General features: G+C 45.4%; 20 protein-coding genes and 3 tRNA genes. 19 read left to right on the top strand and 4 right to left on the bottom strand.

Annotated elements, in window-relative coordinates:
- The first annotated feature begins 8 nt into the window (after positions 1 to 8).
- The 5 genes from HXT36_RS04285 to rplA all read left to right on the top strand — a co-directional run bounded on the left by HXT36_RS04285 (position 9) and on the right by rplA (position 4,393).
- On the top strand, positions 9 to 1,403 hold the full coding sequence (locus tag HXT36_RS04285) for an NCS2 family permease (protein ID WP_421778631.1): 1,395 nt from the start codon (positions 9 to 11) through the stop codon (positions 1,401 to 1,403).
- Positions 1,404 to 1,855: 452 nt separating this feature from the next.
- Positions 1,856 to 2,377, top strand: a complete 522-nt coding sequence (rplJ, locus tag HXT36_RS04280) for a 50S ribosomal protein L10 (protein WP_004112001.1) — start codon at positions 1,856 to 1,858, stop codon at positions 2,375 to 2,377.
- Positions 2,378 to 2,473: 96 nt separating this feature from the next.
- Complete coding sequence (gene rplL / locus HXT36_RS04275; protein ID WP_004112006.1) at positions 2,474 to 2,857, top strand: 50S ribosomal protein L7/L12; 384 nt, start codon at positions 2,474 to 2,476, stop codon at positions 2,855 to 2,857.
- Between the two features lie 393 nt (positions 2,858 to 3,250).
- Positions 3,251 to 3,682, top strand: coding sequence for a 50S ribosomal protein L11 (gene rplK, locus HXT36_RS04270; protein ID WP_004112010.1), 432 nt, complete (start codon positions 3,251 to 3,253; stop codon positions 3,680 to 3,682).
- 15 nt (positions 3,683 to 3,697) lie between these two features.
- Entirely contained in the window at positions 3,698 to 4,393 is a 696-nt protein-coding gene (gene rplA / locus HXT36_RS04265; RefSeq protein WP_115794021.1) for a 50S ribosomal protein L1, read from the top strand.
- Positions 4,394 to 4,479: 86 nt separating this feature from the next.
- Here rplA and HXT36_RS04260 read toward each other — a convergent pair whose 3' ends face one another.
- Together HXT36_RS04260 and HXT36_RS04255 are read right to left on the bottom strand one after the other, a co-directional pair.
- The gene (locus HXT36_RS04260; protein WP_421778630.1) at positions 4,480 to 5,577 is read right to left on the bottom strand and encodes a helix-turn-helix domain-containing protein; all 1,098 of its coding nucleotides are present in this window, start codon (positions 5,575 to 5,577) and stop codon (positions 4,480 to 4,482) included.
- An 8-nt stretch (positions 5,578 to 5,585) separates the two neighbouring features.
- The gene (locus tag HXT36_RS04255; RefSeq protein WP_421778629.1) at positions 5,586 to 7,640 is read right to left on the bottom strand and encodes a DUF6020 family protein; all 2,055 of its coding nucleotides are present in this window, start codon (positions 7,638 to 7,640) and stop codon (positions 5,586 to 5,588) included.
- Positions 7,641 to 8,048: 408 nt separating this feature from the next.
- Between HXT36_RS04255 and HXT36_RS04250 the strand changes: the two genes are divergently transcribed.
- The 6 genes from HXT36_RS04250 (at position 8,049) to HXT36_RS04225 (ending at position 19,853) form a co-directional block, all read left to right on the top strand.
- Complete coding sequence (locus tag HXT36_RS04250) at positions 8,049 to 10,658, top strand: hypothetical protein (protein ID WP_421778628.1); 2,610 nt, start codon at positions 8,049 to 8,051, stop codon at positions 10,656 to 10,658.
- A gap of 289 nt (positions 10,659 to 10,947) precedes the next feature.
- Positions 10,948 to 12,729 (top strand): SpaH/EbpB family LPXTG-anchored major pilin, encoded by a 1,782-nt coding sequence (locus HXT36_RS04245; RefSeq protein ID WP_421778627.1) that lies wholly within the window; start codon positions 10,948 to 10,950, stop codon positions 12,727 to 12,729.
- A 415-nt stretch (positions 12,730 to 13,144) separates the two neighbouring features.
- Positions 13,145 to 14,053 carry a class C sortase gene (locus HXT36_RS04240; RefSeq protein ID WP_032813083.1) on the top strand — a complete coding sequence of 303 codons (909 nt, stop codon included), beginning with the start codon at positions 13,145 to 13,147 and terminating at the stop codon, positions 14,051 to 14,053.
- A gap of 251 nt (positions 14,054 to 14,304) precedes the next feature.
- Positions 14,305 to 15,792 carry an FHA domain-containing protein gene (locus HXT36_RS04235; RefSeq protein WP_421778626.1) on the top strand — a complete coding sequence of 496 codons (1,488 nt, stop codon included), beginning with the start codon at positions 14,305 to 14,307 and terminating at the stop codon, positions 15,790 to 15,792.
- Between the two features lie 18 nt (positions 15,793 to 15,810).
- Positions 15,811 to 19,653 (top strand): helicase, encoded by a 3,843-nt coding sequence (locus HXT36_RS04230; RefSeq protein ID WP_421778625.1) that lies wholly within the window; start codon positions 15,811 to 15,813, stop codon positions 19,651 to 19,653.
- Positions 19,650 to 19,853 carry a hypothetical protein gene (locus HXT36_RS04225; RefSeq protein WP_020758721.1) on the top strand — a complete coding sequence of 68 codons (204 nt, stop codon included), beginning with the start codon at positions 19,650 to 19,652 and terminating at the stop codon, positions 19,851 to 19,853. Before HXT36_RS04230 ends, HXT36_RS04225 begins: the two co-directional genes overlap by 4 nt.
- 35 nt (positions 19,854 to 19,888) lie before the next feature.
- On the opposite strand, the gene HXT36_RS04220 is transcribed toward HXT36_RS04225, so the two are convergent.
- Both HXT36_RS04220 and HXT36_RS04215 read right to left on the bottom strand, forming a co-directional pair.
- Positions 19,889 to 20,617 (bottom strand): hypothetical protein, encoded by a 729-nt coding sequence (locus HXT36_RS04220; protein ID WP_421778624.1) that lies wholly within the window; start codon positions 20,615 to 20,617, stop codon positions 19,889 to 19,891.
- 368 nt (positions 20,618 to 20,985) lie between these two features.
- Positions 20,986 to 21,162, bottom strand: coding sequence for an FmdB family zinc ribbon protein (locus HXT36_RS04215; protein ID WP_016636054.1), 177 nt, complete (start codon positions 21,160 to 21,162; stop codon positions 20,986 to 20,988).
- Positions 21,163 to 21,397: 235 nt separating this feature from the next.
- Here HXT36_RS04215 and HXT36_RS04210 point away from each other — a divergent pair, with 235 nt between their 5' ends.
- From HXT36_RS04210 to HXT36_RS04175, 8 genes are all read left to right on the top strand, one after another.
- On the top strand, positions 21,398 to 22,435 hold the full coding sequence (locus HXT36_RS04210; protein WP_421778623.1) for a hypothetical protein: 1,038 nt from the start codon (positions 21,398 to 21,400) through the stop codon (positions 22,433 to 22,435).
- Between the two features lie 156 nt (positions 22,436 to 22,591).
- On the top strand, positions 22,592 to 22,885 hold the full coding sequence (gene groES / locus HXT36_RS04205; protein ID WP_004131681.1) for a co-chaperone GroES: 294 nt from the start codon (positions 22,592 to 22,594) through the stop codon (positions 22,883 to 22,885).
- A 179-nt stretch (positions 22,886 to 23,064) separates the two neighbouring features.
- Positions 23,065 to 24,159 carry a histidinol-phosphate transaminase gene (hisC, locus tag HXT36_RS04200; protein ID WP_421778622.1) on the top strand — a complete coding sequence of 365 codons (1,095 nt, stop codon included), beginning with the start codon at positions 23,065 to 23,067 and terminating at the stop codon, positions 24,157 to 24,159.
- Between the two features lie 128 nt (positions 24,160 to 24,287).
- Positions 24,288 to 24,369 (top strand) — tRNA-Tyr (locus tag HXT36_RS04195).
- Position 24,370: 1 nt separating this feature from the next.
- Positions 24,371 to 24,442 (top strand) — tRNA-Thr (locus tag HXT36_RS04190).
- A 4-nt stretch (positions 24,443 to 24,446) separates the two neighbouring features.
- A tRNA-Met gene (locus HXT36_RS04185) sits at positions 24,447 to 24,520 on the top strand.
- Between the two features lie 50 nt (positions 24,521 to 24,570).
- On the top strand, positions 24,571 to 24,741 hold the full coding sequence (rpmG, locus tag HXT36_RS04180) for a 50S ribosomal protein L33 (protein WP_004114322.1): 171 nt from the start codon (positions 24,571 to 24,573) through the stop codon (positions 24,739 to 24,741).
- Positions 24,742 to 24,828: 87 nt separating this feature from the next.
- A complete protein-coding gene (locus tag HXT36_RS04175; RefSeq protein ID WP_421778621.1) occupies positions 24,829 to 26,112 on the top strand; it encodes an FAD-binding protein in 1,284 nt (427 codons plus the stop codon).
- Positions 26,113 to 26,164: the final 52 nt, after the last annotated feature.

Genomic DNA, 26,164 nt, shown 5'->3' with positions numbered 1-26,164 from the left:
GAGAGTTTATGGAAAAGTTCTTCCATCTCAAAGAAAACGGCACGAATGTATCAACGGAGATCACTGCAGGTCTCACTACATTCTTTGCAATGTCGTATATTATTGTTGTAAACCCAATGATTTTAAGCCAAACTGGCATGCCTAAGGGTGGCGTTTTCCTCGCTACAATCATCGCAGCAATTATTGGCACGCTTGTTATGGGCTTGTTTGCTAACGTGCCTTACGCTCAAGCTGCTGGCATGGGTCTTAACGCATTCTTCACATACACAGTGTGCTTTGGCTTGCATTTTAAGTGGCAAGAAGCCATGTGTATGGTGTTCTTGTGCGGTTTAATTAACATTATTATTACCGTTACCAAGATTCGTAAGATGATTATTCGTGCCATCCCAACTTCGCTGCAACACGCGATTGGCGGTGGCATTGGTTTATTCGTTGCATACGTTGGCATTATGAGCGTTGGCTTAATCACCTTTACTTCTAAAGATCCTGCAGCCGCCGCTAAGAGCAAGCCAACCGCTGCTATTCCAGGCCTTGCTGTTATTAATAATCCTATTTTGTGGCTATTCCTTATTGGACTTGTTTTGGCTATTGTTCTTACCGTTCTTAAGGTTCGCGCAAGCTTGCTTATTACGATTATTGCAACATCTTTGATTGGTATTCCGCTTGGCTTAACTTCGCTAAATAATGCCGTTTCTGTTACGGATGCTTTTGCCCAGCTTCCAACCACCTTTGGTGCTATTTTTGGCCCGCAAGGTTTCCCTGCTCTCTTCTCTAATCCAGCACGCATTCCGCTTGTTTTGGTAACTATTTTCGCCTTCTCTATGTCGGATACTTTCGACACTTTGGGAACGTTTATTGGTACAGGCCGCAGAACTGGCATTTTCTCGGAGGCAGATGAGAAGGCTTTGGAAAACGGCTCTGGCTTTAGCTCCAAGATGGATCGTGCGCTGTTTGCTGATTCGATTGCAACTTCGGTTGGCGCAATTTGCGGTACTTCTAACACCACTACTTACGTTGAGTCTGCTGCTGGTATTGGTGCTGGTGGCCGCACTGGTTTGACTTCTGTAGTTGTTTCCGTGTGCTTTGCGCTTTCGATTGTTCTTGCGCCATTTGCTAGCGCTGTTCCTGCTGCTGCTACGGCTGGCGTGCTTGTAGTTGTAGGCTGCATGATGGCAAGCTCGTTGAAGGAGATTGCTTGGGACGATATTTCCGAAGCTATTCCTGCGTTCTTTGCTGCCGTGTTTATGGCGTTCTCTTACTCGATTTCTTACGGCATTGCCGCTGGATTCATCATGTACTGCTTAGTTATGACTTGCAAGAAGCGTGCTAAAGACGTTCATCCAATGCTTTGGATTGTTTCTCTTTTGTTCATTCTTGACTTTGTTGCTAACGCAGTTTTGTAAATCGAATAGTTAGATATTAGTTAAGTTAGATATTAGTTAGATATTAATTTAATTAATTATTTTAAGAGCGTATTTGATACGTACGGTTGCTTGCGATTTTTCCGCGTTAGTTTGGGATAAGTCGCCAGCAACCGCGCGTGTTGAGTACGCTCTTAAATAATCTTAGATAAATAATCCTAAATAAAAATAAATTATAAAGTTTGCGAAAAAATATTGACATTGTCGCGCGTGGGTATTAAACTTGCCCAACGTAAACCACAGACCGTTGGTGGAGTCGAAAGATTCCTGAAAATGATGTGTCATGCCAGCACAGGTTGAGCAGTGATTGTTGCAGTTGATTTGCGATTTTTCACAAACTTTTTAACACTATGTGTTTTTTGGATGCTCTGCCGTGCGCAGGGCTTTTTTGATATGTTATTTCCATTCCAGCGGCCAATTTAGGAAGGAACGCCATGAAGAGGCCCGAAAAGGAAGCGGTAGTTGCAGAGCTTACGGATTTGTTCCGTAACGCCGACGCTGTCTACCTTACCGAGTACCGCGGGCTTACAGTTCCGCAGATTTCTTCTCTGCGCGAAAAGCTAGGCCGCGATACTTCCTACTCTGTGGCTAAGAATACGCTTGCTCGCATTGCCGCTAAGGAAGCGGGCATTGAAGGTCTTGATGAGCTTCTTGCTGGCCCAACTGCAATCACCTTTGTAAAGGGCGATTTCATTGAGGCTGCTAAGACCTTGCGTGATTTTGCCAAAGAGAATAAGACCCTCGTCATTAAGGGCGGTTTCGCAGATGGAACCGTTTACGATGCCGAAGGCGCCAAGCAGCTGGCAGACCTCAAGTCTCGCCCAGAATTGCTTTCCGAGATGGCTGGCGCGCTCAAGGGCACCATGTCCAAGGCCGCCTACCTGTTCAACGCTTTGCCAACCAAGGCAGTGCGTACTATCGACGCTTTGCGCGAGAAGCAGGAAAAGGCCGCTTGATTCCCTTGCAGCTTGCTGCATGAGACCAAAAAATAATAAAAATGTTATGGCTCTAAGGCACAAGGTGTGTCTGGCCAAGTAAGAAAGGAAGCCATTATGGCTAAGCTCACTAGCGAAGAGCTTCTTGAAGCTTTCGGTGAAATGACCCTCGTCGAGCTTTCTGAGTTCGTCAAGGCCTTTGAAGAGAAGTTCGATGTTGAGGCTGCTGCTCCTGTAGCTGCTGTTGCTGCTGCTCCAGCCGCTGCCGCTGGCGCTGCTGAGGAAGAGAAGGACGAGTTTGACGTTGTCCTCGCTTCTGCAGGCGCTCAGAAGGTTGCCGTCATCAAGGCTGTTAAGGCTTTGACTGGCCTCGGCTTGAAGGAAGCTAAGGACATTGTTGACAATGCTCCAAAGCCAGTCCTCGAGAAGGCTAAGAAGGAAGATGCCGACAAGGCTAAGGCTGCTCTTGAAGAAGCCGGCGCAACTGTTGAACTTAAGTAGTTCTAGGCTCTTTTGTTAACGCGAGCGGCTGGTTGCTAGCGTGATTTGCTGGTTAGCGATTTGCTAGCGCATTAGTCGCGGATGCGTTTTGAATGCGGCAAGGTTTTTGTGGTTATCACGAATTCCTTGCCGTTTTTGCTTCTCTGCGTAGCTAATCCGTACTAGCGCTATTTCCGCTTTTTGTACCATATTTGGCTTAAATCGCGTACAAAGTCGGGAAAACATTTCACCAAATCGTCGCGGCAAAGTGGCATAATAGGAAAGCTTGTGACTGGAGGAGTAATCCGCTAGCACAGCACAGCAATATAAGTTGCGGGAGGATCCTTAAAACGGCTTAATATCAACGTTTTAGGGCGCCGATTTAACCGCTTCAAAAGAAAGAAGAACCATATTATGGCTCCAAAAAAGAAAGTCTCTGCGCTTATTAAGCTCGAGATTCAGGCTGGTAAAGCAAATCCAGCCCCACCACTGGGTCCTGCATTAGGCTCCCACGGCGTAAACATCATGGACTTCTGCAAGGCCTATAACGACCAGACGAAGGACAAGATGGGTCAGATCGTTCCAGTAGAGATTACTGTTTACGAAGATCGTTCCTTTACATTTATTCTTAAGACTCCACCAGCTGCTGCTTTGTTGCTTAAGGCTGCTGGCATTCCTAAGGGCACCGAGAACCCATTGACCCACAAGGTTGGTTCTGTAACCAAGGCTCAGGTGCGCGAAATCGCCGAAATCAAGATGCCAGATCTTTCTGCACGAGATGTTGAAGCTGGTATGAAGATTATCGCGGGCACTGCTCGCTCGATGGGTATTACCGTTACCGACTGAAAGTGAGTGGAAAAAATGGTGAAGCGTTCTAAGAAGTATCGTGAAGCGGCTGAGAAGATCGACCGCAACAACCTTTACACCCCAGCTGAGGCTATTGCTTTGCTTAAGAGCATGCCAAAGTACGCTTTTGACGAGTCTGCTGAGGCTGTTATGCGCCTTAATGTGGATCCTCGCAAGGCGGATCAGTTGGTTCGTGGCGTTGTGAACTTGCCTAATGGCACTGGTAAAACCGCTAAGGTTTTGGTGTTTGCTCGTGGCCCAAAGGCTACTGAGGCTCAAGAAGCTGGCGCAGACATTGTTGGTGATGACGAGCTTATCGAGAAGGTTGCCGGTGGCTTCCTTGACTTCGATGCCGTTGTTGCAACCCCAGACATGATGGGCAAGGTTGGTCGCCTTGGTCGTGTGCTTGGTCCTCGTAGCTTGATGCCAAATCCTAAGACTGGCACCGTTACAATGGATGTTGCAAAGGCTGTTGCCGATATTAAGGGTGGTAAGATTGAGTTCCGCGTTGATCGTCAGGGCAATCTTTCCTTCCTGTTTGGCAAGCTTTCCTTCGACGATAAGGCTCTTGAAGAGAACTTCAAGGCTGTTGCCGATGAGATTCGCCGCTTGAAGCCTACAACCATTAAGGGTCGTTACATCACTAAGGTAACGATTACCTCTACAATGGCTCCTGGTGTTCCAGTGGATATTGCAAGCATTGCTGCGTGATTTTTAGCTAAGCATAGCTGAGTAATTTTTTAGCGCTGAAAATGGTGTGTTCTTTTTTAGAGCACATTGTTTTCGGCGCTTTTGCTTTAGAGCGCAGAATCGCGGATGCGCCCAATCGTAATCGCAGTTTGTAAAACGTACGCCTCTCTAGGGTCAGTGGCATCCCAGCCTGTTGTTTGCGCAACTTTGCGCAAGCGGTATCGTATTGTGTTTGGATGCACGTTAAGATTGTGTGAAGTTTGATCCAGCGCGCCGCCAAAGCGCAAGAAAGCGTCGACTGTTTGCAAAGTCGGGTCGTCTGGGTTGTACGGCGCCAAGCTTTGATACACCTTAGTGTATAAGGTTTCTACGGCGGTTTCATCACCTATAAGTGCGCGCTCTGGAAGAACGTCGTCGCAGCGGATTATTTGCGGCAAATGTGTTACAGACGGCGCAACGGCAAGCGCTGCAAGTGTTGCTGTGATTTCTTTGCATATTTTTTGCGCGCCGACTACAACTTCGCTTATGCAAACGGGTTTTCCCGACTTTGCAAACACTTCGCACATCTTGTTTAATGCTGTTGGATTTGGGTTTTCTCTTAGCGCAAGAATGATTATGTGCGAAGGCGCTGCATCTTTGCGTTTGCTCGCGTCGACGCTTTCTTGCGATTTTCCGCCGATTTTCCACGTTTTTGCACGCGCGCTAATGGCGTCTAGCTGCACGCTGTCAACTATCGCATCGTATGCTCCGCATGCGCCGAGTTGCGTCCATATTGCGCGTCTTAAAGAGTCTGTGTTGTTTTGCGCAATGTGCGCGCCCGCGTTTTGCGGTGTTGGATTTGGGTTGTCGTCGTTTGAGTTCGATTCCGTTTTATACGTGCCTGCAATCGCCACAAATCGCGTATTTTCTTGCCATTGTAAGAGGTGCATTAGCGCGCTTACGCGACTATCTGCAATGCCGTTCATAAGGCACGTTCCGATTAGCGCGTGCAATCGCAAGCGTGTTGCCGCGTCAAAAATTTTGCCGTCTCGAATGTCAAAAATTCCGAGTGCATCTTCGCTTTTTGGAGCGCATGGCATTGGCGTAAAACTTGGTGTAAAGCTCGAATCATCACTTGAAGAATCAGTATTATTATTTGCCACATCGCATTCGTCATTCGGCTTTACGCCTGTAAGAATTGTAAGAAAGTCAGCGTTTCCGTCCATTCACTCCCTCAATTCTTGTGCGAATCCTCGCGTGTATTGTTGTGCGAATCCTCGCGCGTACTATCATGCACCAAATCGCAATTTATTTTATCACTTTGACGGCATGTGTTATCGCACGTATTACTGCATGAGATGCAAACGCTATCCCTTGCAAACATTAGAACCGTAAAGAAGAACACAAACGCAATCGGCAGCATGTGTCGCTCAAAATTGTTTGCAGGAGCCAACACCATTACGCCCATCAAAAGCGCAAGAGGCGCGTGCAAAACCAGCGTTTTCCACCTGCGCAATGCTATTTCGGCAACGCCAATCAGCAACGTTGCAACAACATACAAGTTTCCGTGAATAATCCACCCAAGAATCGGCGTATTGCTCCACGCTTCCACGCTGCTCGCTACAGCGCCACGCCACTCGGGCAGCCAGTAGCGAATCCACTCAGAATTCTTTATATTCTCGGTGTTTACATAGTATTCTGGGCCAACATAAGGCACGTCTAGAATGTCGAAGTAGCCGTACGACTTTGCTAGCAGCGCATCCGTTGCAACAATCGGGCTGTGTGTAATCATAAGCAACCATGCGTGATTAAACTTTTTCATGTTGTCTTTTGTAATATAACGCCAACGGTAGCTCACTTTTTTAGATTGCAAGCCAGAAGATTTTACAGGGTCCGCGTCTTGAGGAGTGTATGCTTCTGCAGTTTGACTAAGATTGAAAATTGGCGATATTGCGCGCTTTGCTGCATGCGGTATGCTTTTGGGGTCTAGCTTTGCGATTCTTGCGATTTGCTGAAGTTGCACTCCGCGGCTTTCGATTGGGTCGCCATTTATAATAGCGCCGCTAGAAATCGCAAGCATAATCGCGCCGTGTATAAGAATTGTTGGTAGCAGAATGCATAAAACCCATATTTTCCAACGTTTTCTGCTAGATATAATCATCAACACAAATTGAATCGCAAGAATGTACCACGCGTATTTTGCGGCAATCAGCATAATGCATACGCTGATTATTAGTTCGACGATTGTGTGTGCGGCTGGCTTTTGCTTGAAATCAAGACGATTAAGCTCGTACATTATGCCAAACCACCACACAAATGCAAACGCGAACAGCGGCGATTTTGTAAGCGAAATTGTTGAAAATACTACGAGTGGGCTGAATAAAAATGTGATTATTACGGCGGCGCGCAAGGCGATTGGTGTTGTTTGTATTGATGCTGTTGCACATGGCGCGTGTCCAGATTGCGATTCGCCTGTTTTAGCACTAGCCCACGGCGTGTTTAAGAATCGGTTTGCGGTTGCAGCGCAACAAAATGCCGCGAGCACAAATTGCATAACGGCAAGAAGAACGATTCCTGCGTCGTTCGACTCTGTAAAATAGCGCGATATTGCGGCTGTAGCGCCGTAAATAAGCGTTAAAACAATGTTGTGTTGGTCGCTTAAGTACGTTGGTTTTGCGGGCCAAATGTAGTGCGCCGTAGGGTAAATGTCTGCTGGAACAAAGCTAAAGAAGCCAATGTATGGCTGTTTTAGGCCAGTTACTTGATTCCACGCCCAGCTGTATTCGCGGATTTGCGAGCAAATGTCGGCTCCGTATGCGGCGAGCAGCGTTACGGGCGCCCATAGCCAGCCGATAATCAGCGTTAGAAAAATGTTTCGCTTGCGGCAGGTTGAGTGGTAAAAACACCACTTTAGGGCGCGTTTTGCGTTAAAAAATGCGGAGCGTAGGGTTGTTGCGATTTTTGATTTCGATTGTTTTGTTTTTGATTTTTCTGGCGATAATTCTGCTTGCGATAATTCTGGCGATGATTCTGCGCGCATAAATCTTACGATTTTTGGCATAACTCCGTTTTTGCCAAAATAAATAAGAACTCTCAAAATCGCGTAATATGCGCAAAATGCGATTGCAAAAATCAGCGCATTTAACCAGTTAAAATCTGTTAAACACCCTTGCGCGCGGTAGATTACGCCCAGACTTGTGCAGGTTGCAAGAAAGATACATGTAAAAACGATTAGCGAGTTTGCGGCGATTTTGCTTGCCGCGTTTGTGCTCGTGTTAATTCGTTTCATGTTCCACCTAATGCTTGTGTTTTGTTTGGTCTGTGTTTTTCTTGCACTCTAATTATACCCGCTATGCTTCGCTCCGACCTGCCTTCGCGCAAACTCTGGAAAAGTTGACGGTGTTTGTACCAAATTTGGCTTAAATCACGTACAAAGTCGGGAAAATAACTCCGCATTTTGTACCATATTTGACCTAATTCACGTACAAAATGCGGGAAAGCTGACGGGTTCTGTATTGAGTTTACGGTGTGTTGCGCGTGGATCGCACTTGATGTTTTCATAGGGGGGGGGGTATATTATTAAAGGCTTATGATAAGTGCCCATTTACTGGCCGTAGTTAGCAGATGATTATTTAATCTGTAAGTTTTGCGTTTTGATTTGCAAACTTAGTAAATACGCGTGGAGGGAGGTGTGCTGATGCGTAATTTACATTGCGGTGGCCGTTTCCTTCGGTTTTTGCGTTCAATTTGCTCTAAAACTGCGTGTGCTCGTCGCGCTATTGTTGCGCTTTTTGTTGCTGTTGCTACGATTCTTGCCACTTTTATGATTATGCCATCTGCCTCTATGGGCGCTAGCCAGCAGGGCGAGCCTAAACAGGCGCAAACTCAAACCGAAAAGCCTGAGAATAAGACTGCGGAAACTGCTGGAGCGCCTGCAAAAAACGGATCCGCTGCACAAGGCGATGCTGCTGCAAAGGGCGATGCTGAAGAATCTAAGACTGAAGAATCTAAGACTGTAGACCCTAACAATTCGCAAACTCCTTCCAAGCAAGGCGGCTCTAATGCGGACCACGCCCAAAACGTTGACTCAACGAAGAAGCAGCAAAACAGTGATGTAGAAGGCGTAAACAAGAGCCTTAATAAAGACACTGCCGCTGCTAAAGACGCTGAAAAATCCGCTAAAAAAGATGAGGCTGCAAATAAATTGCGTCTGCAAAAGCGTGAGCTGGGCAACACTCGCGCCGCCGCGGACAGTACTCCGCTTCCGAAAGAGTGCAGCGATGCTGGCATAACAGAACTCGCAAAATGTTATGTAGCAGAGTATTTTTATACTATTAGAAAGAAAAAAAGGGTTGTAATTAAAAAATCTATTACAATAAACAACATAGGTGAATCTCATACTATAACGCCAGTGTTTCGTCGTGTTAAGAAAATTAATGATAAGGGTATTCCGACAATAGACGAAGAGACAGACGCATCTAGTAGTGTTAAAGGCCTTATTGAAAGTTTTTCTTTAGAGAGACTTTCAACTGAAAGTACTGCACTTGAGTCAAATGTAGAAAATAATGATTTTGTTAAAGTAGATCCTACTTCTGGCGAAATTAAAATACATGCTAATAAATGGTTGAATAATGGCAGTTATTATGTGTTTGTAAAGGTAAAATATAAAGACAATTCTACTCTTACTCGTTCGCAATGGTGCACTAATAGCTGTAGTCCTTCATATAATAAATATTCACGCTTTAGTATACAGATTAGATACAAAAATCCTACGAATGATGTTTTATCGTTAAAGGTTTATAATCACCAGGACTCTAAAGATCGTGCTGAAGTTAAAGATAACGGTATTGCCGCTACTGTTGAATCGGATGATAAAGGAAACTTTAGCCCAATAACTCCGATTTTTATTGACACTACATCTTCTAAGAGGCCAAATCTTATTTATCATCGCATGGTTTGCCATAAAGACGGAGATGAAACTAAAGATAGTGATTACTACCTTAATTCAATTAATGGCTTAACTCTTAGCGATAGTGCTACGCCTGCTGGTGGTTCAACTAGTCATAATCCACCGCCTACACAAAAGCAGTGGGATCATGCTTTAGGGAAACGCCCAGATGACAATAAACTTAGCGAGTCTAGTGGCAACTTATATGAAAGTGATGATATTATCGAGCGCTCGCAAAGCTGGATTACTGGCACGCCTAAAGAGGCTGGAACTTTTATATGCAAAGTTCTTGCGCTTAAGGGTGTTAGTGTATCGTCTAGCAGTGTTAAAACGTATCATTATACATTTGATCAAGTATTTGATAGCAAAATTAGCGATAGTAGCACGCATCTTAAACAGAATCTTTTTGATACGAATGTAAAAGTGGAAGATATATTCAGTGCGTATGTCCCGGAAAAACAGAGCCCGGAAGATCCGACTCCTAACCCGTATGGCATTTTTGAATCGGGTGCATATGACAGAAAGAAAGTCTGGGACGTTAAGACCATTAAGATTGTTTTTGAGTCGAAGAAAAAGCAGAAGCTTGAGGTTAAAGATGGCGATCTTAAGCTGAATGTGTATCCGTTTAAGAACAATGATTCTGGCTCTGGTGGCGCTTCTTCGGCGTTGGCGGATGGCGACATTGTTTCTGTTATGAAGGGAATAGAGCTTAAGCCGTTTATTGAAGCTACGTCTAAGGCGGATTCCACAAAACAAATTACGCTTAAAATGTTGTGCTCGAAGGGTGAGAAGCCGCAAAAAACTAACGCAGGCGCTGCAGGCGGCGCAAGTAACGCATCCAAAACAGGCGCTGCAGATCTTGAGTATACAAAATGGGTAGATCCAAGCAGCCTTGGCTTTAGTTTCCCAGATGACAAGGCTCAAAAACCATGTACTTCAAACGAAGGCGAGCAGGATTGTAAGCCTGATGGATCCGATACCAAGTTTGCGGCTAGAACTAACGCCAGCGCTACGTTTATGTCAACGGAAGCTGTAGATTATCAATGCGTTGTGTACGCGCTTAAAAAACCAGATGCGCTTGCTAAGTTCAACGACGAGGCAGCTAAACCAGATGTAACGCCAGATAATATATCTGCCGCTTTTACGAGTGCGAATCTAACAGCCAACAAAGACTACGCAAAGTTGGCTATTAACATTCACGTGACCGAAAAATTTACTTTGCCGAAAACGGGTGGTCAGAATTGGAACTTGCAGCTGGGTGCTGTGGCCGCCGTAATGGTGAGCGTGCTTGCTGCAGGATTTGTTATAAGTCAAAGTGAAGCATGCAGAAAGCTGCTTTACGAAAGGCGGCGATGCTAATGTGAAAGCTGCCTACGTAATCAAGTTGTGCGCGCGTATTAGTGCAGTGCGCGTAGCAAAAATAAAAACATAATTAGATTAACTAAACCAAGATATTCTAGCAGATATTCCAGGTAGTCAAAAACAAAACAAACACACAAACACAAACAAGTGCCGAATGGGTACAAACAAGTGCTTAGCAAGTACAAATAAGGCTCAATCGGTACGCAAACACACAGTAAACACAAAAACACAAAACACAAGTAACTTAACTCAACTGCTCTTAGAAGCATCGAGTAAAGGAGATAATATGAATAAACTAACAAAAAAGTGCGTTGCGGCGATTGCGTCGCTCGCGATGGCTGGCACGCTGTGCGTTGCTGGCGCCGTAACAATGGCAAGCGTTGCGTGGGGTGTGCCTAAGCCTCCATTAAAACAAGCAACTGGTGATCCTGCAGATGCGCCGTGGTGTAAGAAGAAGGATGGTGGCGCATGCGATAATCTAAAGACCGAAGGTACTTTAACGATTAACAAGTATAAGTACAAGGATGAAGGTAACCACCAGGGAGATGCTCTTGATGGTGCAAAGTTTACGCTTACCAAGGTAACCAAGATTGGTGATTACACTCTTAAATACGATGAGTTTCGCACTTGGTCTACGATTGCTGGCGTAGTCGATAAGCTTAACCGCGGTGATGCTACAGGCGTAGAGTTTGGTGCTGGTACTGGCAACGTGTATGAAGCAACTACTGCTAACGGTACTGCAACAATCAATAACCTCCCAGTCGGCTTGTACAAGGTTGTTGAAACGCCTCCTGCAGGCTATGGCGCTGCGGATAAGACCGAGTTCTACATAACAATGCCTTTGATTGAGTCTAAGACTGAGAATAAAAATACGACTACCACTTTCAAGTGGGATCAAACAATCAGCCCAAAGAACAAGGACATTTCTAAGACGTTTACCAAGAAGCTAGACAACGGCGAAGGTCACAACTCTGTTCTTGCAAAAGATGGTACGCTTGACTACACAATTAAAGCAAAGGTAAACCGCACTAAGTCTGGCGATTTAACTAAAGACGACATCAGTGGCTTTGCTGTGTTTGATGATTTCCCGACTGATGCATTTGGAACAAGTGTTGAGAGCAGTGCTGTTAAGTCTGTGAGTTTTGGCGATGGTAATGATGCTGAACTTACTTCAAATACTGACTATAGCGTTTCTATCGTGAAAACTAGTACTGCTGAAGGTGGCAAGAGTCTTGCAGCTGACAGAAACCGTATCTTAGTTAAGTTTACGCCTGATGGCTTAACGAAGATTGCCAATAAGCTGAACGGAGCAAAAAATGGAGATCCTGACGTAAAGGTGAACATTGAGCTTACGCTTAGTGATTCTTACAAGAACGGCGATGCTCCTGCTGAGGGTAAAAAGAATACTACCAACGTTGAAGTCAAAAACAAGTCTGGTTTCTTCCCAGCAAGTCCTAAGAGCACGCCAGATAAAGATAAGCCAGATCCAATCGTGTCTGGCGATGGTGAAGGTGAAGGCGGAACTTCTACTGTTAAGTATGGCTGGTTTGACGTATTCAAGTACGATGCGGCAGAAGAAAACAAGAAAGATAAGACTGGCCTTGCTGATGCTGAGTTTAGGCTTTTCAACACTGAAGAGAAAGCTGACGCTTGCGCTAAGAAACTTGTTGACGCGAGTAAGGATGCAGATAGTGTCGATGAATGCAAAGCTGGTTCTTCTACGTTTAAGGGTGATGAGGCTACAACTCAAGCAACTACTGGTAAATTGAAGGCGGCTGTTAAGGTTCAAGCTGGCACAAACATTTACCTCGTTGAGGTTAAAGCTCCAGACGGCTACATTCGTTTGCCAGAAGTTAAGACTGTGAATGTAGAAGAAGGCAAGCTCAAGATTGTTGAATTCTCTAACACAAAGAAGAGCTCTGAAAGCAAGTGGGCATGGTTCAACCTTCCTGCAACTGGTGCTGCTGGCGTGATTCTGTTTGCGCTTGCTGGCATGGGCTTGATTGCAGCTAGCGTGTTCCTCTACATGCGCAATCGCAAGGAAGAAGAACAGCAGGCAAAAGCCTGATGGGCGTGATTGGCAAACGCTGAATTATGTGGCGTTTGGTTTAATCAGGCAAAAGATTAGAGCACTTTGTACCAGAAGACACGCTGCAGCGTTTAAAACAAAATGCATTGAGCCTTTTGTTTCTACGCTGGCGCGCTCTGGTACAAAGTGCCTAAATCTTTTTGCGCTGTAATTGCGCAAATACGCCAAACTAGGTAGAGATTCGAGATTTTTCGCCGCTATCGAGGCGTATCGTTAGCGCGGTCTAAGCGCTATTCCTTACGGCTATTAGTAGCCGTAAAGCTGATTTGGCATGTAAAGTCCACTGGACTTTACATTTGAGCCAAATCACGCTTTGAAGGAGCTTGAAATGCGTTATGCAATTTCAAGCTCAGTCAAAGCGCCCATGCAAGTCGATTCGCGCATTGGAGTAGGAATGAAGCCTAATAAGAAGGAAAGCCGCGCAAAACGCAAAAAATCGCATTTGCGTCGTATCTTAGAGCCAATCGTTCTAGCGCTTGCAGCAATCCTATGCTTCACGTACCCAGTAGCGTCAACGCTGTGGAATAATCACGCGTCTAAGCAGCTTTCTGCCATTTACGACAAGCTTAGCCGCGAGCAGCCTAAAGATGCGCGTGCAATTAGCTTAGACAAGGCGCGCGAGTATAACGCGCATCGCAACGCGATTTTTACGGCAGATCCATATAACGGCACGGACGATTTTAAAAAAACGCCTGAGTATAAAAAGTACGATAGCGTGCTGGATGAGCCAATGGGAATTATGGGAATCGTAAAAATCCCAAAGATTGGCGTTAAGCTGCCGATTTATCACGGCAGTTCGCAGGATGTTTTAGCGTACGGAGCTGGCCACTTGTATGGCACGGATTTGCCAGTGGGCGGCAAAAACAGGCATTCGGTTATTACGGCACACACGGGTTTGCCGCATGCCACTATGTTTGACGACTTAATTTACCTTAAAAAAGGCGATTTTTTCTATTTGGATATTCAAGGCGAAACCTTAAGATACAAGGTGTTTCGCATTAGCGTTGTAGAACCTAACGACATCAGCTTGTTGCAGCGAGAAAAGGGGCGCGATTTGGTGACTTTGCTTACTTGCACGCCGTACGGTGTGAACTCGCAAAGGCTGCTGGTAACGGGGTATCGCGTGCTGCCCGATCTTGTTAAGGCGCCAGACGACAAGTTGCAGTGGCCTCTTTGGATGACACTGTTTGTTATTGCGCTTGTTGGGTGCGCGGTGATTCTTGCGACTATGGTTGTTGCAGATGCTAAAAGAAAGCGCGGAAAGCTTGATTTACACGCTAAGCATTTATCGATTCTTGCTTAAATCTGCTTTATTTTCCGCTTTTTGTAATTCTAATCGGCATTTTGAGCAACAAACTCGGGAAAATCTTCCGCATTTTGTACCATATTTGGCCTAAATCACGTACAAAAAGCGGAAATAGTCGACGCATTTTGTACCATATTTGACCCAAATCACGTACATTTTCGGGAAAGATTGCGCAATCGCCATTAGCGCAATATACACAAAGCATGACACAATAGTGTGTAGTGTGTTTTTTGAAGGGAGCAGGTTCCGTGAGTGTTCAACAAACCTTGCAGCGCTGGATGATTACGGTAGGTGGAGTGGAGCAGGCACGCGTTGGCGCGGGTCGGTCTGTAGAAATTGGCAGGAAGCCTATACGCCCTTTGCGTGAAGATGGTTTTATGCGCGTAGACGTAGTAGACAATAAGCGCTCTATGTCTAAAAGGCACGCGCTTTTTATTGTTGATGCAAGCGGCGCGGCTACGATTCGCGATTTAAACTCTACAAACGGAACTTACTTGGTTAGCGAAAGCGGCGACTTGCTGCGACTAGACCCAGGCGTTGATTTTCATATGCCAGATAGCATTGTTCGCATGCAATTTGGCGATGTTCCAGTTGATTTTGTGCGCATTGAAGAAAAAGCGCCGCAGGGAAGCGATGCTGATGCGCAGCCAGTGCGCGATTTATTCTCTTACGCGCCAGATAATGATATTAAGGAGCCAGACGCTGCGGATTTGTCGGTAGATGATATTCTTGACATTCGCGCGGGGGAGCCAACGGGTGTGTTCCATGCGCAGTCGGTTTCGCGGCCTGATTTGGTTTGGGATAGTCAAAAGCGGCTTAATGATGCTGCTGAGGCAGATGATCTTGGTAGTGCTTCGGCGGGGGATGCTGGTGCGGATGCGGATGATAATGATAATTCTGCTGTAACTTCTGCTGTAACTGACGCTGAGCCTTCGAGTGTTGAGCCTTCAAGTGTTGCGGATGTTGCAAGCGTTCTAGATGTTGCAAGTGTTGCAGAAAGCGTTGCAGAGCAAATTAAGCCTGTTATTGCGGGTCAGGTTGTTTTGCCTGTTGTTCGAGATGAGTTTGAATCGCCTGTGGAACCGCGCAATTTATTTGACGATGCTGCTAATAATGATGCTGCTAGTAATGGTGATGTTAATAACGATGCTGCTAGCGATTCGTCTAATAATGATTTGTCGAATAGTGATTTGTCGAATAGCAACTATGTAACAAATAGTCAGAATGTAGAATCTCAAGCGGATTCTAAAGAAGATTATAAAGAGGATTTGCAAGCAAGCGTTCAATCAGATATGCAAGATGTTGCTCAAGGTGTTGCTCAAAATTATTCCCAAGAAGAAGTGCAATACAATGATTCTGCAGATGCTGTTAATAGCGTTAATGATGCAAACGATGTAAGTGATGCAAGTGCTACCATATCAAGCGATTCCGCGCAATTTACACCAGCTTTTGAGCCAGGATCCGTGTTTGAAAAAGTTTCAAATGGCGAATTTAGCGCTCGCAAAGAAGTGGTTTCTGCTGGAGGATTTACATCGGAAGAAGCGCAAAAAACAGACGATTTTGCCGAGCAATTTGAGATGGCAAAGTACCAAGAGTTGCTGCCATTCTTGGCAATGAACACAAATTTGTACGACGATTTGTATGCGTGGCTTTCGGCGCAGGGGAACGCAGACGTGGATCAAGCGTTGGCGCAAAATAGCGGATACAGCGCGTATCGCAATGCAATCGGCTTGTAAACAAGGGAGTTGAGTAGTATGAGCGATAATCAAAATGACTTTATGCACAGCCAGCAAGGCCAGGCAAGTCAGTTAAGCCAGCAAAATCAGCAAAATCTTTCAGACAAGCCAGACCAGGCTGCGCCTCGCCAATCTGCACAATCTTTGCGCGCCGAGAAGCTCGAGCGCATGAACAAATGGCATGAAAAATACAAGTCGCAGCTTGCTCCTTCTCCGCTAGAAGACATAACAAAACTTTGTGCGCAACTAGAGTTGACTCACGCGCATCCTTCGGGAATCGCCCAGCTTTTTGCCAGTGGAAAGGCCACTCTTCAAGCGCTTTTCCGCGATTCGGGAATGCTGCGTGCGGCAGGTAGAAGGCTAGACAGAGTTTTTGAAGACAGAGACAACAAAGCGCACGAAAATGGCGTTTCGGAGCTTTCGCTTGTTGTTGGAGTTGCGTCTTGGAGCGGCAATCATGTGCCAGTTTTAACATACCCAGTACGCGTTTTGCGAGAAGCTGGAAAAGACGAGACGGCTGCAACGATTTACTTTTCGGGAAACGTTCGCCTAAACCACGCTCTTGTTCTTAGATTGCAAGAAAGAGGCGTACACCTTAGCGAAGACGCGCTTTTTGATGGCTCAAACTACCAGAGCGGCACGCCAGAAACATCTGCAGTTTTTGACGCGATTTGTGCTGCTGCGCAAAGAGTTTTCCCAGATTTCGACATTGAGCGAGATATTGTGCTCGGTTGTTTTACGGACTCGGGATCTAGATTCTTAGCAGAAAGCGGCCAGATTTTACGTGCGCTTAAGCTTGGGAACGTTGGAAATACAATGATTGATGCGATTGCGGGAGATGATATTGCCGTTGAATCGCTGGGCGCAAAATCTACTTCCGACTATTCTCCACTAGATGCAGACCCACACTACGAATACGAAGTTGGTGACGTTAGTAACGCTGTGCGATACGCTGCAGGAATGGCGTCAAATGGCGCTTCTTTGGCAATAGACGCAGATGCTGGATGTGATTCCGCTTTAATCGCATCTGCGATCTCTTCGCGCTGCGTTCTTGCAGGAAAGTCCGTTTTGTACGTTCCAAACGTTATGGAGCAGCAGCGCCGATTCCGCCACGCTCTTAGCGCAAATGAGATTTCTTCTCTTTCGCTAGACGTTTCGGATTCGCATCTTGCAAAGCACGTTGATGCGCAGCTTATAGCGGCCGTTGGGTCTCGCCAAAGCGTTGCTTCTAGCCGCTTTGAGCAAGTTTGCGACGAGCTTGTTGGCGTTAAAACGCGATTAAACCGCTACTTGGGAGATTTGCACGGAGTAAACGAGCGATGGGGTGTCTCCGCTTATCAGACGATGCAAAATCTTGCAGGAATCGCCATGCTGCCTACTCATCCTTGCACGCATGTTCGTCTTAGTGTAGATGCTGCGCGCTCGCTTTCTGGTCATTTAGACGAGTGGGCGCAAAAGCTGCACGAGGCAGATTCTCTTGGCGAATTTACTACTAATGCCGAAGATACGCCGTGGTTTGGCGCTTCGCTGTTTAGTGAGAACGAAGCTGTAAACGTGTATCAGCGTGTTGTAGATGTTCTTACAAAGCTTTTGCCAGCCGCGCGCGAGCACGTTAAGTCAACTGTGCAAAATTGCGGTTTCCCTATTCCTTCTACGGCGCGAGAATGGGGTAGGCAGGTTACGGTTCTAAAGAATCTTCGCCGCGTTTTAGACGTTTTCCAGCCAGATATTTTTGAGCGCGATCTTAACGCAATGATTGAAGCGAGCAAGCCGAAGGCTGTTCGCAAGCGCGAAGGCACGCCAATGGGCTTTTGGGAGCGCAGGCATCATATTAAAGAAGCGCGCAGCCTTTTGCGTGTTGGCGCAAAGGTAGACGATCTTCACGAAGCATTAAAGATTGTTGCCGCGCAAGCTGCGCAATGGCGTACTTTTGTGCCTCATGGCGGTTGGCCAGTATTGCCTCCTAAGCTAGACGAAATCGTTAGTACGCAGGAGCTTTTAGACCGTAATCTTGTAGCGCTTAACGCTGTGCTTTCTACAACGCGCCTTGGTGCAGACCTTGAAAACATTGAGTTTACTAAGCTTGACGAGCGCTTGCAAGCCTTGCACGATAGTCGCGAATCCTTAGATACGCTACCAGGTAGGTGTGTTATTGAGCGCGAATTGCGCGGCGTTGGTTTAGAAGATCTTGTTTGTGATTTGCGTAGGCGTAAAGTTACGGGCCAGGCTTTAGATGGCGAGCTTCATCTAGCTTGGTGGACTACCGTTTTTGAAGATATTGTTAATTCTTCCGAGATTATATCTAATCAAGACGGTTCCGCGTTGCAAGACGCTTCTGATCGTTTTGTTCAAGTAGACACAGAGCATGTGCGTTCTGTAGGACCAATGGTTCAGCAAGAAGCACTTAAAAAGCTTTGCGACTTGCTTTTTGCGCGTTCTCAAGAGGCAAATCAGCTTCACACTGCTCTTGCAAGCAATGGTTCGGGTGTAACTTTTGCTAAGTTGATGAACTCTTACCCAGATTTGCTGCTTGCTGCTAAGCCGATTCTGGTTGCAATGCCGTCTACTTTAACTATGATGACTGAGTTTAAGCCGATTGTAGACGTTGTAATCATTGATTCTGCAGAGCATATTAACAACATTGAGCTGCTTAGCATTCTTGCGCGCGCACGCCAAGCCGTTGTTATTGCGCACAAGCAAACTGTTAGCTCGCAAAGCGTAAGTGACCTTATTAGTGTTTTGCCTACTATTTGCGTTAAGTCGCGAGCAACCAGGCGATCCACGTATCTTGCTGATTTCCTTGAAAATCATGGCTACGGATTGCTTAGACACGATGTTCCTGTAGAAAAAATGCAAGGCAAGGTTAAGCTTCATCAAGTAGAAGCCGCTGGCGTTCCAGTTATGGCAACGGGTCTTATTGAAAGCAGCCAGCGCGAGATTGATGAAGTTGTGTCTTTGATTAAGCAGCGCGCTAAGACTTTTAGCATTGTTCCTTCTAGCTACGTGCTTGCAGTTGTGACTCTTACAAGCGTGTTTAGAAACAGGCTTGGTGCGGAGCTTAAGGCGTTGGCTGTTAAAGACGAAAATATGGGTAGATTCCTTAGGCATGTTCGACTTGTAAGCGTAAATGAGGCTGTTGGAGCAGCTGCAACGGATGTTATTCTTTCGCTTTGCTATGCAAAAACTTCTCATGGCAGACTTTTGCAACAATTTGGCGTTTTGGAAGAAGAAGGCGGAAAGTCCATGCTTCTTGACTCCTTGGCTTTGGCTCGCAGAAATCTGGACATTGTTTGCGCATTTAAGTCTAGCGATATGGAAGATGATCGTTTGCATCAAGACGGACCTAAGCTTCTTAAGGATTTGCTTATTTGGGCAGAGGCTTTGGGCGATAATCCAGTAGATGCAGTAGATGCAGCGGCTGCTGGCGATTCTAGCGATGCTGGAGATGCTGGAGATGCTGGAGACGAGGGTAGCGAGGTCGAGCCTACTAAATCGCAAGCTGCTGGCGATTTTTCCGCAAACGGCTTTAGCAACGTTTTGTTTGCTGATCTGGCAGAACGAATTCGCTCTCGCGGCCTTAATGTTGCAGTGAACTACGGTTTTAGTGAAGATCATAGCATTCCTCTTGTTGTTGGCTTGCCAAATAAGCCGTTTGCTTTGGCTGTTCTAACAGACGATGCGCGTTTTATGAGCATTGAGTCTACTCGTGAGCGCAATCGCGTACTAGCTCAAGATTTGGAGTATCTTGGCTGGTCGGTTATGAATGTTTGGAGCGTTGGAGCATTCGTTAATCCCGAAAAAGAAGTTGAGCGAATTGTTTCTAGAATTGGCGAGCTTTATAAAAGCGGCGAGCAGCAATGAGTGATTACAACGCTAATCGCAGGTGTTCTAGGGGGCATTCGCGCGTGGTTCGTAAAGGTTCGGAGCTTTTCGACGCGGATGGCGTAAAACAAGAGCCAGGTGATGCTCAAACGATTGAGCAGCGCGCAAAAGACGACGATAATCGTATTCTTGGCGAGCTTCCTCCTCATTGGGCAGTTTTTAGCGAGCGCGGCAGATAAACTTTGCATAGCGGCATAAGTTTCTTTATTGTTCGCTAGTTTTGCACAGCTATAACTGCAAGGTTTGGAATAATCGCCTGCGTGTTTATGATTTGCAACGCGTTTTCTGCTGGCATTGCCAGCAGTGCGCTTTGCGCAGAATTGTTTACGTTAACAACGATTACGTTGTGAACAAGCGAAACGTTTTTGTCTTGCAAAGTAATGTTATCGGGAAAACTGGCGTCGCTAGATGTTTCTATTTGTGTTGGATTTGTTGAATGATTGGCTGTATTTAAGCTGTTTGGAACTTTGCTAAACGCTATAGAAATAACGTCTCCTGGCGCAAGGCTGGCGCTGCTGCTTGCAAGATTAACCGAAATCGTTGTAAAGCCAGGCGGAATTTTTGTTTGCTTTGTAACTTGATTGCTAAAAATCGGCGTTCCGTATTTAATGTTGCACGCAGCAATAATAGCGTTTTTAGAGGAATTGTTTATAGAAGTTTGGTTAAGAACATTGTTAAAAACGCTGCTTTTAGGCACGTTAACGTAATGCAGGTCACTTTGTTTAATCACGCTGCCTTTTTCTATGTTTCTAATGGCTACTGGCACGCTTTGAGTAGCTTGAAACGTTGAAATAAGGTGTATTGAAAACAATGTTGCAACACTTATAAAAAATATTGAAAGCATGTTTAAGGTTTGCGCCCTTTTTCTGCGCTTTATAAGCTCTACTGGCGCCTTGTTTTCCGTGTTGTAGCCAACTGTTTTTAGTAAAAATGATGTACGCATATAAGCATCATTTATCGCGCGCAGCGCTTTTGCAAGCTTTTTTGTGCAATGTGGTTAAAGGCTAGCTTAGATGGGGATTTTACGAGGATTTTACTCACATATAAACATTTTTGATGAAGTTTAATAGTTACTTACGCACATATTCACATAAATAGACATTTTTGATTGGTATTAATCCACATATCAACATATATCAATATAAGTGATTACTAACATACGCACATAAGCGCAGCAAAATAAACGCCACTTACGCACATAAGCACATAAGTGGCGTTATAAATTTTCAATTTATTCACATACACACATAAGTTGCGTCATATTTTTTCACTTATGCACTTATGCACAAATTTTAATGGGTTATTTGCACGTTACTTATCGGTGCGGTAAAATCCGCTACCCTTAAAGTTGATTGGTGGTGCGCTAAAAACCTTACGAACTTCTTGCTTTCCGCACTTTGGGCACACGGTAATTGGCTCATCTTCAAACGATTGATGCTGTGAAAAATCATATCCGCATTGCTTGCAACGGTAATGATAAGTAGGCAACGGTTCCTCCAATCTGTAATTCCATCACATATCCTAGCTCATAATACCGCCTCGTTAAAGCGGCTAATCGCTAATCGTAAACGCTTTTTGTTTGTAAAATTTTGCGAAACAATCGCAAAAAATTCGACACGCCGACTTATTTTTAGCCTTTACATCCTTAATGCACTTTATATTTGTACGTATGGGTTATGAATCGGTGAGCGCGTTAACGGTATTGATCATCATCGTAGCCTTAATGTTTGGTTGGTTGCCTAAACGCACTGAAAACAGCATGAAGTCAATGCTGGAGCACAGCGAAGATAGGTATTCACCTTCGTTGCACATTGTGGATTATAGCAGTGATTCGCTTTTCCACGCGTGTAGCGGCACGATGGCGAAAGGGGTTGGCATGCAGCCGTCGAAGATGCAAGCGAATACAAAGCCTAACAATGGCAAGTTCAGTCGCAATGGCGTGAACGCTAATAAACATAAGTGCGCTAAGCAGTTTAATGGTGCTTTTACGCCTGCACACGTTGCCCGTATTCGCGCGCTTCGTCGTGCAGCAATCCGCCGTCGCCGTGCGTTGGTGCTTTCTCTAGCGTTTTTAACTCTTGTTGTGTTTGTTGCGGGTCTTTCTGGCCTTTATAGTGCGTGGTTTGCAATCATTCCTCTTGCTGCTGTTTGCACTGTTCTCTACTTTGGTTCTATGGCTGCTAAGCAAGCGCGCAAGTGGGAAGCAAAAGTTGCTTTGTATAACAAGCGTTCTGCAGCTTTTAATGATTCTGTTGTGGAGCCAATTTTTGACGCTGCTGTAAACTCAGTTGTTGAAAATGCAGAAAACTCACAGCATGCCGAAAATCCAGACAACACAGAGACTTCGGTTATGCAACAGCGAGATATAAGTATGGCTTTAGCTGGATCAAGCAGTAAAGAGGTTGCAAAAAGCGCGGTTGCTGGCGATTTTTCCGCTGCTAATGATGCGCGCTCGCAAAGTGATGTTTCCAAAGCCGATGCCTCCAACTCTAACCAAGATCTTATATCGTTCTCGTTTGGCGATGATTCTAGTGATTTTGGTGCTAATGGCAAAAATGCGGGTCCGCAAAGCTTAGAGATAAAGTCTACTAAGCAAGTTACTAAAGCGATTTCAACAGACGATTCAAACGAATCGGCGGCGGCTTTCGATTCAAGCAAAGTGTCTGAAGTATCTGAAGTTACTGTAGAGCCTCCAGTTAGCACAAAAGACTCGCTTGGTAAAGCCGATTTAAGGGATGTTTTGGCTCGTCGCGCTGCCTAAAGTTTGTAAAAATTTTCTAAAATTTTAGCACTCCAGTTGGTAGAGTGCTAAAAACGCGCTATTATAAGGTTCAGTGCTCGATAGTTTTGACGTGATCGTCAGCCTCGTCAACATTATTCGCGCAAAGGTTACATTTCTCTAGAAAGAGGTACCGAAGTGTCGATTAAACTCACACCTTTGGAAGATAAGATTATTGTTAAGCAAGCTCAGGCAGAAACTCAAACTGCTTCTGGCTTGTACATTCCAGATAATGCTAAGGAAAAGCCACAGCAGGGAGAGGTTTTGGCTGTTGGCCCAGGCCGCCGCGACGATAAGGGCGAGCGCATCCCTATGGATGTTAAGCCTGGAGACAAGATTCTTTACTCCAAGTATGGTGGCACAGAAGTTCATTACGAAGGCGAAGATTACTTAATCGTTTCGTCTCGTGACGTTCTTGCAATCCTTGGCTGATTTTATTACTCGCTTGGCTAATTACTTGTATTAGTCAAGTAATATAAAGCTATTTAGCGCTGAAAATGACGGTTTACCGCTGTTTTCAGCGTTTTTGTTTAATCGTTTAGTGTGTCTGATTTGTTTTAATACGTTTAATAATTTATTTAATTTGTTTAAGACGCGACTATTATAAAATCATGGATTACAAACATCGCAGTATTTTAGATACTTTGCCAAATTACAAGCAAGGTAAACCAGCGCCCGCATTAGACGGCATTCGCGCATATAAGATTTCTAGCAACGAAAACCCATTTGAGCCGTTAGAAAGCGTGAAAAGCGCCATTTCTAGCCGCGCGCTTGGGGTTATTAATCGTTATCCAAACATGCGCGGAACAGAAGTCGTAGAAGAGTTAGCTAAGAAGTTTAACGTTACTCCAGACGAGGTTGTGCTTGGATGCGGCTCTACAGAGGTTATTACGCAACTTGTAAATCTTGTTGCAGGACCTGGAGACGAAGTCATATACCCGTGGAGAAGCTTTGAAGCGTATCCGATTATTGTTACTGGTGCTGGCGCTACAAGCGTTAAAATTCCTAATCGCGCAGATGGGTCGCACGATGTAGACGCAATGATTGATGCGATTAATGAGCGCACGCGTCTTGTTATTTTGAACAATCCAAACAATCCTACATCTGCATCGCTTTCAGACGAAGAAGCTAGAAGAGTTTTGGATGCTGTACCAAGCGACGTTTTGGTGCTTATTGACGAAGCGTATGTGCAATTTAACAACGCAAAAGGCACGGCAGATGGCATGCAACTCTACCGCGAATATCCAAACGTTGTTGTTGCTCAAACATTCTCTAAGGCTTACGGTTTGGCTGGTTTGCGCATTGGCTACGCTATTGCAAATGCGCAAGTCGTAGATGGCATGAGAAAAGTTGCTGTTCCGTTTGGCGTAAGCCAAATTGCGCAAGTGGCAGCTCTTGCGTCTTTGGAGAATGAATCGCTTGTAGAAATGCGCAATCGCGTAGATGCGCTTGTTAAGGAGCGTAACCGCGTTGTGAGCGGTTTGCGCGAGCAAGGGTGGAATGTTGTCGAGCCGTACGCAAACTTCTTCTGGATGCCGTTTGGCGAAGATACAGAGCGAGCTAATCAGCGTTTTGTTGATGCAGGTCTTTCTGTGCGCGCGTTTGCTGGAGAAGGTATTCGCATTACAATCGCAGAAACCGAGGCAAATGATCGCGTACTTAAAGTGTGCGAGTCTTTAAAGAAAGATGGTTTTTCGCTTAAATAGTCGCATTTTTTAGATGCATTTAGATGTGATTTTTGCTTTCGGCGTGTCTTGAACTTGCATTAGTCGCGCGTTCGTGGCAAAATAACAAAGTTGCCGTTTGGAGATATTCTTCTCCGCGCGGAAACGTTGGCGGGTTACCAGAGCGGCCAAATGGGACTGACTGTAAATCAGTTGCTTCGTGCTTCAGTGGTTCAAATCCACTACCCGCCACGCCTCGATAGCTCAGTGGTAGAGCACTTCCTTGGTAAGGAAGAGGTCGTGAGTCCGATTCTCACTCGAGGCTCTCTGGCGGGGTAGCTCAGCTGGCTAGAGCGTACGACTCATAATCGTAAGGTCAAGAGTTCGAGTCTCTTCCTCGCTACAATGGCCAGCAGGAGTTGGTCAACATACAATATTCTAGAGGTGAACAAAATGGCAAGTAAGAGCGCAGACATCCGTCCAGGCATTACGCTTGCATGCACGGAGTGCAAGGAGCGTAATTACATCACGACGAAGAATCGTCGTAATACGCCTGATCGCCTTGAGTTGAGCAAGTTCTGCCCACGCTGCGGCAAGCATACTCTCCATCGCGAGACTCGCTAAAAGCGTGAACTTCGGCGAAGTTTTATAGCTTTATTACCCCGCGTTTTGCGGGGTTTTTTGTTATTTATTGCTGTTAGGATTAATCGTATGAGTATGCAATCATCCTTATTGGAATCTGATAATCCAACTTTTGCAAATCTTACAACAATTGGTGTTGGCGGTTCTATTGCTCGTTTTGTAGAGCCTACTAGCAGAGTGGCTGTTATAGAAGCTGTAGAAGACGCAGATTGCGCTGGATTGCCGCTTTGTGTTATTGGTGGCGGGTCTAACATGCTTGTAAGCGACGAGCCGTTTAACGGAGTTGTTGTGCGCGATGCTCGTCGTGAGATTTGCGTTTTAGATGAGGCTGCTCCTGGCATAGACGGCGTTGATAAAACTAGCGGAGATTTTTTGGTTCACGTTAGTGCAGAAGCTGGTTGCAATTGGGATGATTTTGTGTCTCACACTATTGAGCTTGGATTGCAAGGCGTAGAAGCGCTATCTGGGATTCCTGGAACGGTTGGAGCGTCTGTTGTACAAAACATTGGCGCGTACGGTGCGGAAGTTGCGCAAAGCGTTGAATCTGTAGAAGTTTGGGATCGTAAAGATAAAACCACTTTTTATATGAATCTTGCAGATCTTAAATTTGGCTACCGCACTTCTGTTCTCAAAAAAAGCATGTATAAGGCGCCTGGTGTTGCTGCTGACTGCTTCTTCCCAACGCCTAGATACGTTGTTTTGTCTGTTACTTTTTGCTTAAAGCATTCAAAAACTGGAGTTGTGGCTCATTCGCAGCTTGCTCACGCGCTTGGTGTGCAAGTTGGAGATAGGATGGAAACATCTAAGATTCGTCGCGAAGTTCTGCGCGTTAGAGCGTCTAAGGGCATGCTTGAAGATGCTATGCGCTACGCAAATAAGTGGATGTGCTACTCAAAAAGCGAAAACGGTGTTGAGTCTTCGATTAGGCTTCAAAATGAAGACTATTCTGCTGGAGATTTGTTAGAAGGCGATTCTAAGTATGCTGATCGTCATAGTTGCGGAAGCTTCTTTATGAATCCGATTTTGACTAAAGCTCAAGCAGATTTGCTGCCAGAAGACGCTCCGCGCTTTGACGCCACTTTGCCAGATGGCTCTAAAGGAGTTAAGACTTCTGCAGCATGGCTTATTGACCATGCTGGATTCCACAGGGGATTTAGACTTACGCAAAGCGATGGCACAAAAAGTAAAGCAGGGTTGTCTTCTTTGCACACTTTGGCGTTGACTAATCGTAGTTGCGCAAAGTGCTCGGATATTGTTGATTTAGCGCTCAAAATCATAGATGGTGTTTACGGTTCGTTCGGAGTAAAACTTGTTCCAGAACCTGTTTTAATCGGCGTTAGTGTGGATTGTTAAGACATTTGTTAAGATATTTGTTAAGACATTGTTAACACAAATTTAGCATAAT

This window comes from Gardnerella sp. DNF01144, assembly GCF_049244245.1.
Lineage (GTDB): Bacteria > Actinomycetota > Actinomycetes > Actinomycetales > Bifidobacteriaceae > Bifidobacterium > Bifidobacterium piotii.
This window is presented reverse-complemented; position numbering and strand designations above follow the sequence as displayed.

Excerpts from the sequence above, each read along its gene's own strand:
- HXT36_RS04225 (WP_020758721.1), top strand. The coding sequence starts at position 19,650 with ATGAGTGATTACAACGCTAATCGCAGGTGTTCTAGGGGGCATTCGCGC.
- HXT36_RS04250 (WP_421778628.1), top strand. The coding sequence starts at position 8,049 with ATGCGTAATTTACATTGCGGTGGCCGTTTCCTTCGGTTTTTGCGTTCA.
- HXT36_RS04230 (WP_421778625.1), top strand. The coding sequence starts at position 15,811 with ATGAGCGATAATCAAAATGACTTTATGCACAGCCAGCAAGGCCAGGCA.
- HXT36_RS04240 (WP_032813083.1), top strand. The coding sequence starts at position 13,145 with ATGAAGCCTAATAAGAAGGAAAGCCGCGCAAAACGCAAAAAATCGCAT.
- rplK (WP_004112010.1), top strand. The coding sequence starts at position 3,251 with ATGGCTCCAAAAAAGAAAGTCTCTGCGCTTATTAAGCTCGAGATTCAG.
- HXT36_RS04255 (WP_421778629.1), bottom strand. The coding sequence starts at position 7,640 with ATGAAACGAATTAACACGAGCACAAACGCGGCAAGCAAAATCGCCGCA.
- rpmG (WP_004114322.1), top strand. The coding sequence starts at position 24,571 with ATGGCAAGTAAGAGCGCAGACATCCGTCCAGGCATTACGCTTGCATGC.
- rplJ (WP_004112001.1), top strand. The coding sequence starts at position 1,856 with ATGAAGAGGCCCGAAAAGGAAGCGGTAGTTGCAGAGCTTACGGATTTG.
- HXT36_RS04210 (WP_421778623.1), top strand. The coding sequence starts at position 21,398 with ATGTTTGGTTGGTTGCCTAAACGCACTGAAAACAGCATGAAGTCAATG.
- HXT36_RS04285 (WP_421778631.1), top strand. The coding sequence starts at position 9 with ATGGAAAAGTTCTTCCATCTCAAAGAAAACGGCACGAATGTATCAACG.
- rplA (WP_115794021.1), top strand. The coding sequence starts at position 3,698 with ATGGTGAAGCGTTCTAAGAAGTATCGTGAAGCGGCTGAGAAGATCGAC.
- HXT36_RS04220 (WP_421778624.1), bottom strand. The coding sequence starts at position 20,617 with ATGCGTACATCATTTTTACTAAAAACAGTTGGCTACAACACGGAAAAC.
- HXT36_RS04260 (WP_421778630.1), bottom strand. The coding sequence starts at position 5,577 with ATGGACGGAAACGCTGACTTTCTTACAATTCTTACAGGCGTAAAGCCG.
- rplL (WP_004112006.1), top strand. The coding sequence starts at position 2,474 with ATGGCTAAGCTCACTAGCGAAGAGCTTCTTGAAGCTTTCGGTGAAATG.
- HXT36_RS04175 (WP_421778621.1), top strand. The coding sequence starts at position 24,829 with ATGAGTATGCAATCATCCTTATTGGAATCTGATAATCCAACTTTTGCA.
- HXT36_RS04245 (WP_421778627.1), top strand. The coding sequence starts at position 10,948 with ATGAATAAACTAACAAAAAAGTGCGTTGCGGCGATTGCGTCGCTCGCG.
- hisC (WP_421778622.1), top strand. The coding sequence starts at position 23,065 with ATGGATTACAAACATCGCAGTATTTTAGATACTTTGCCAAATTACAAG.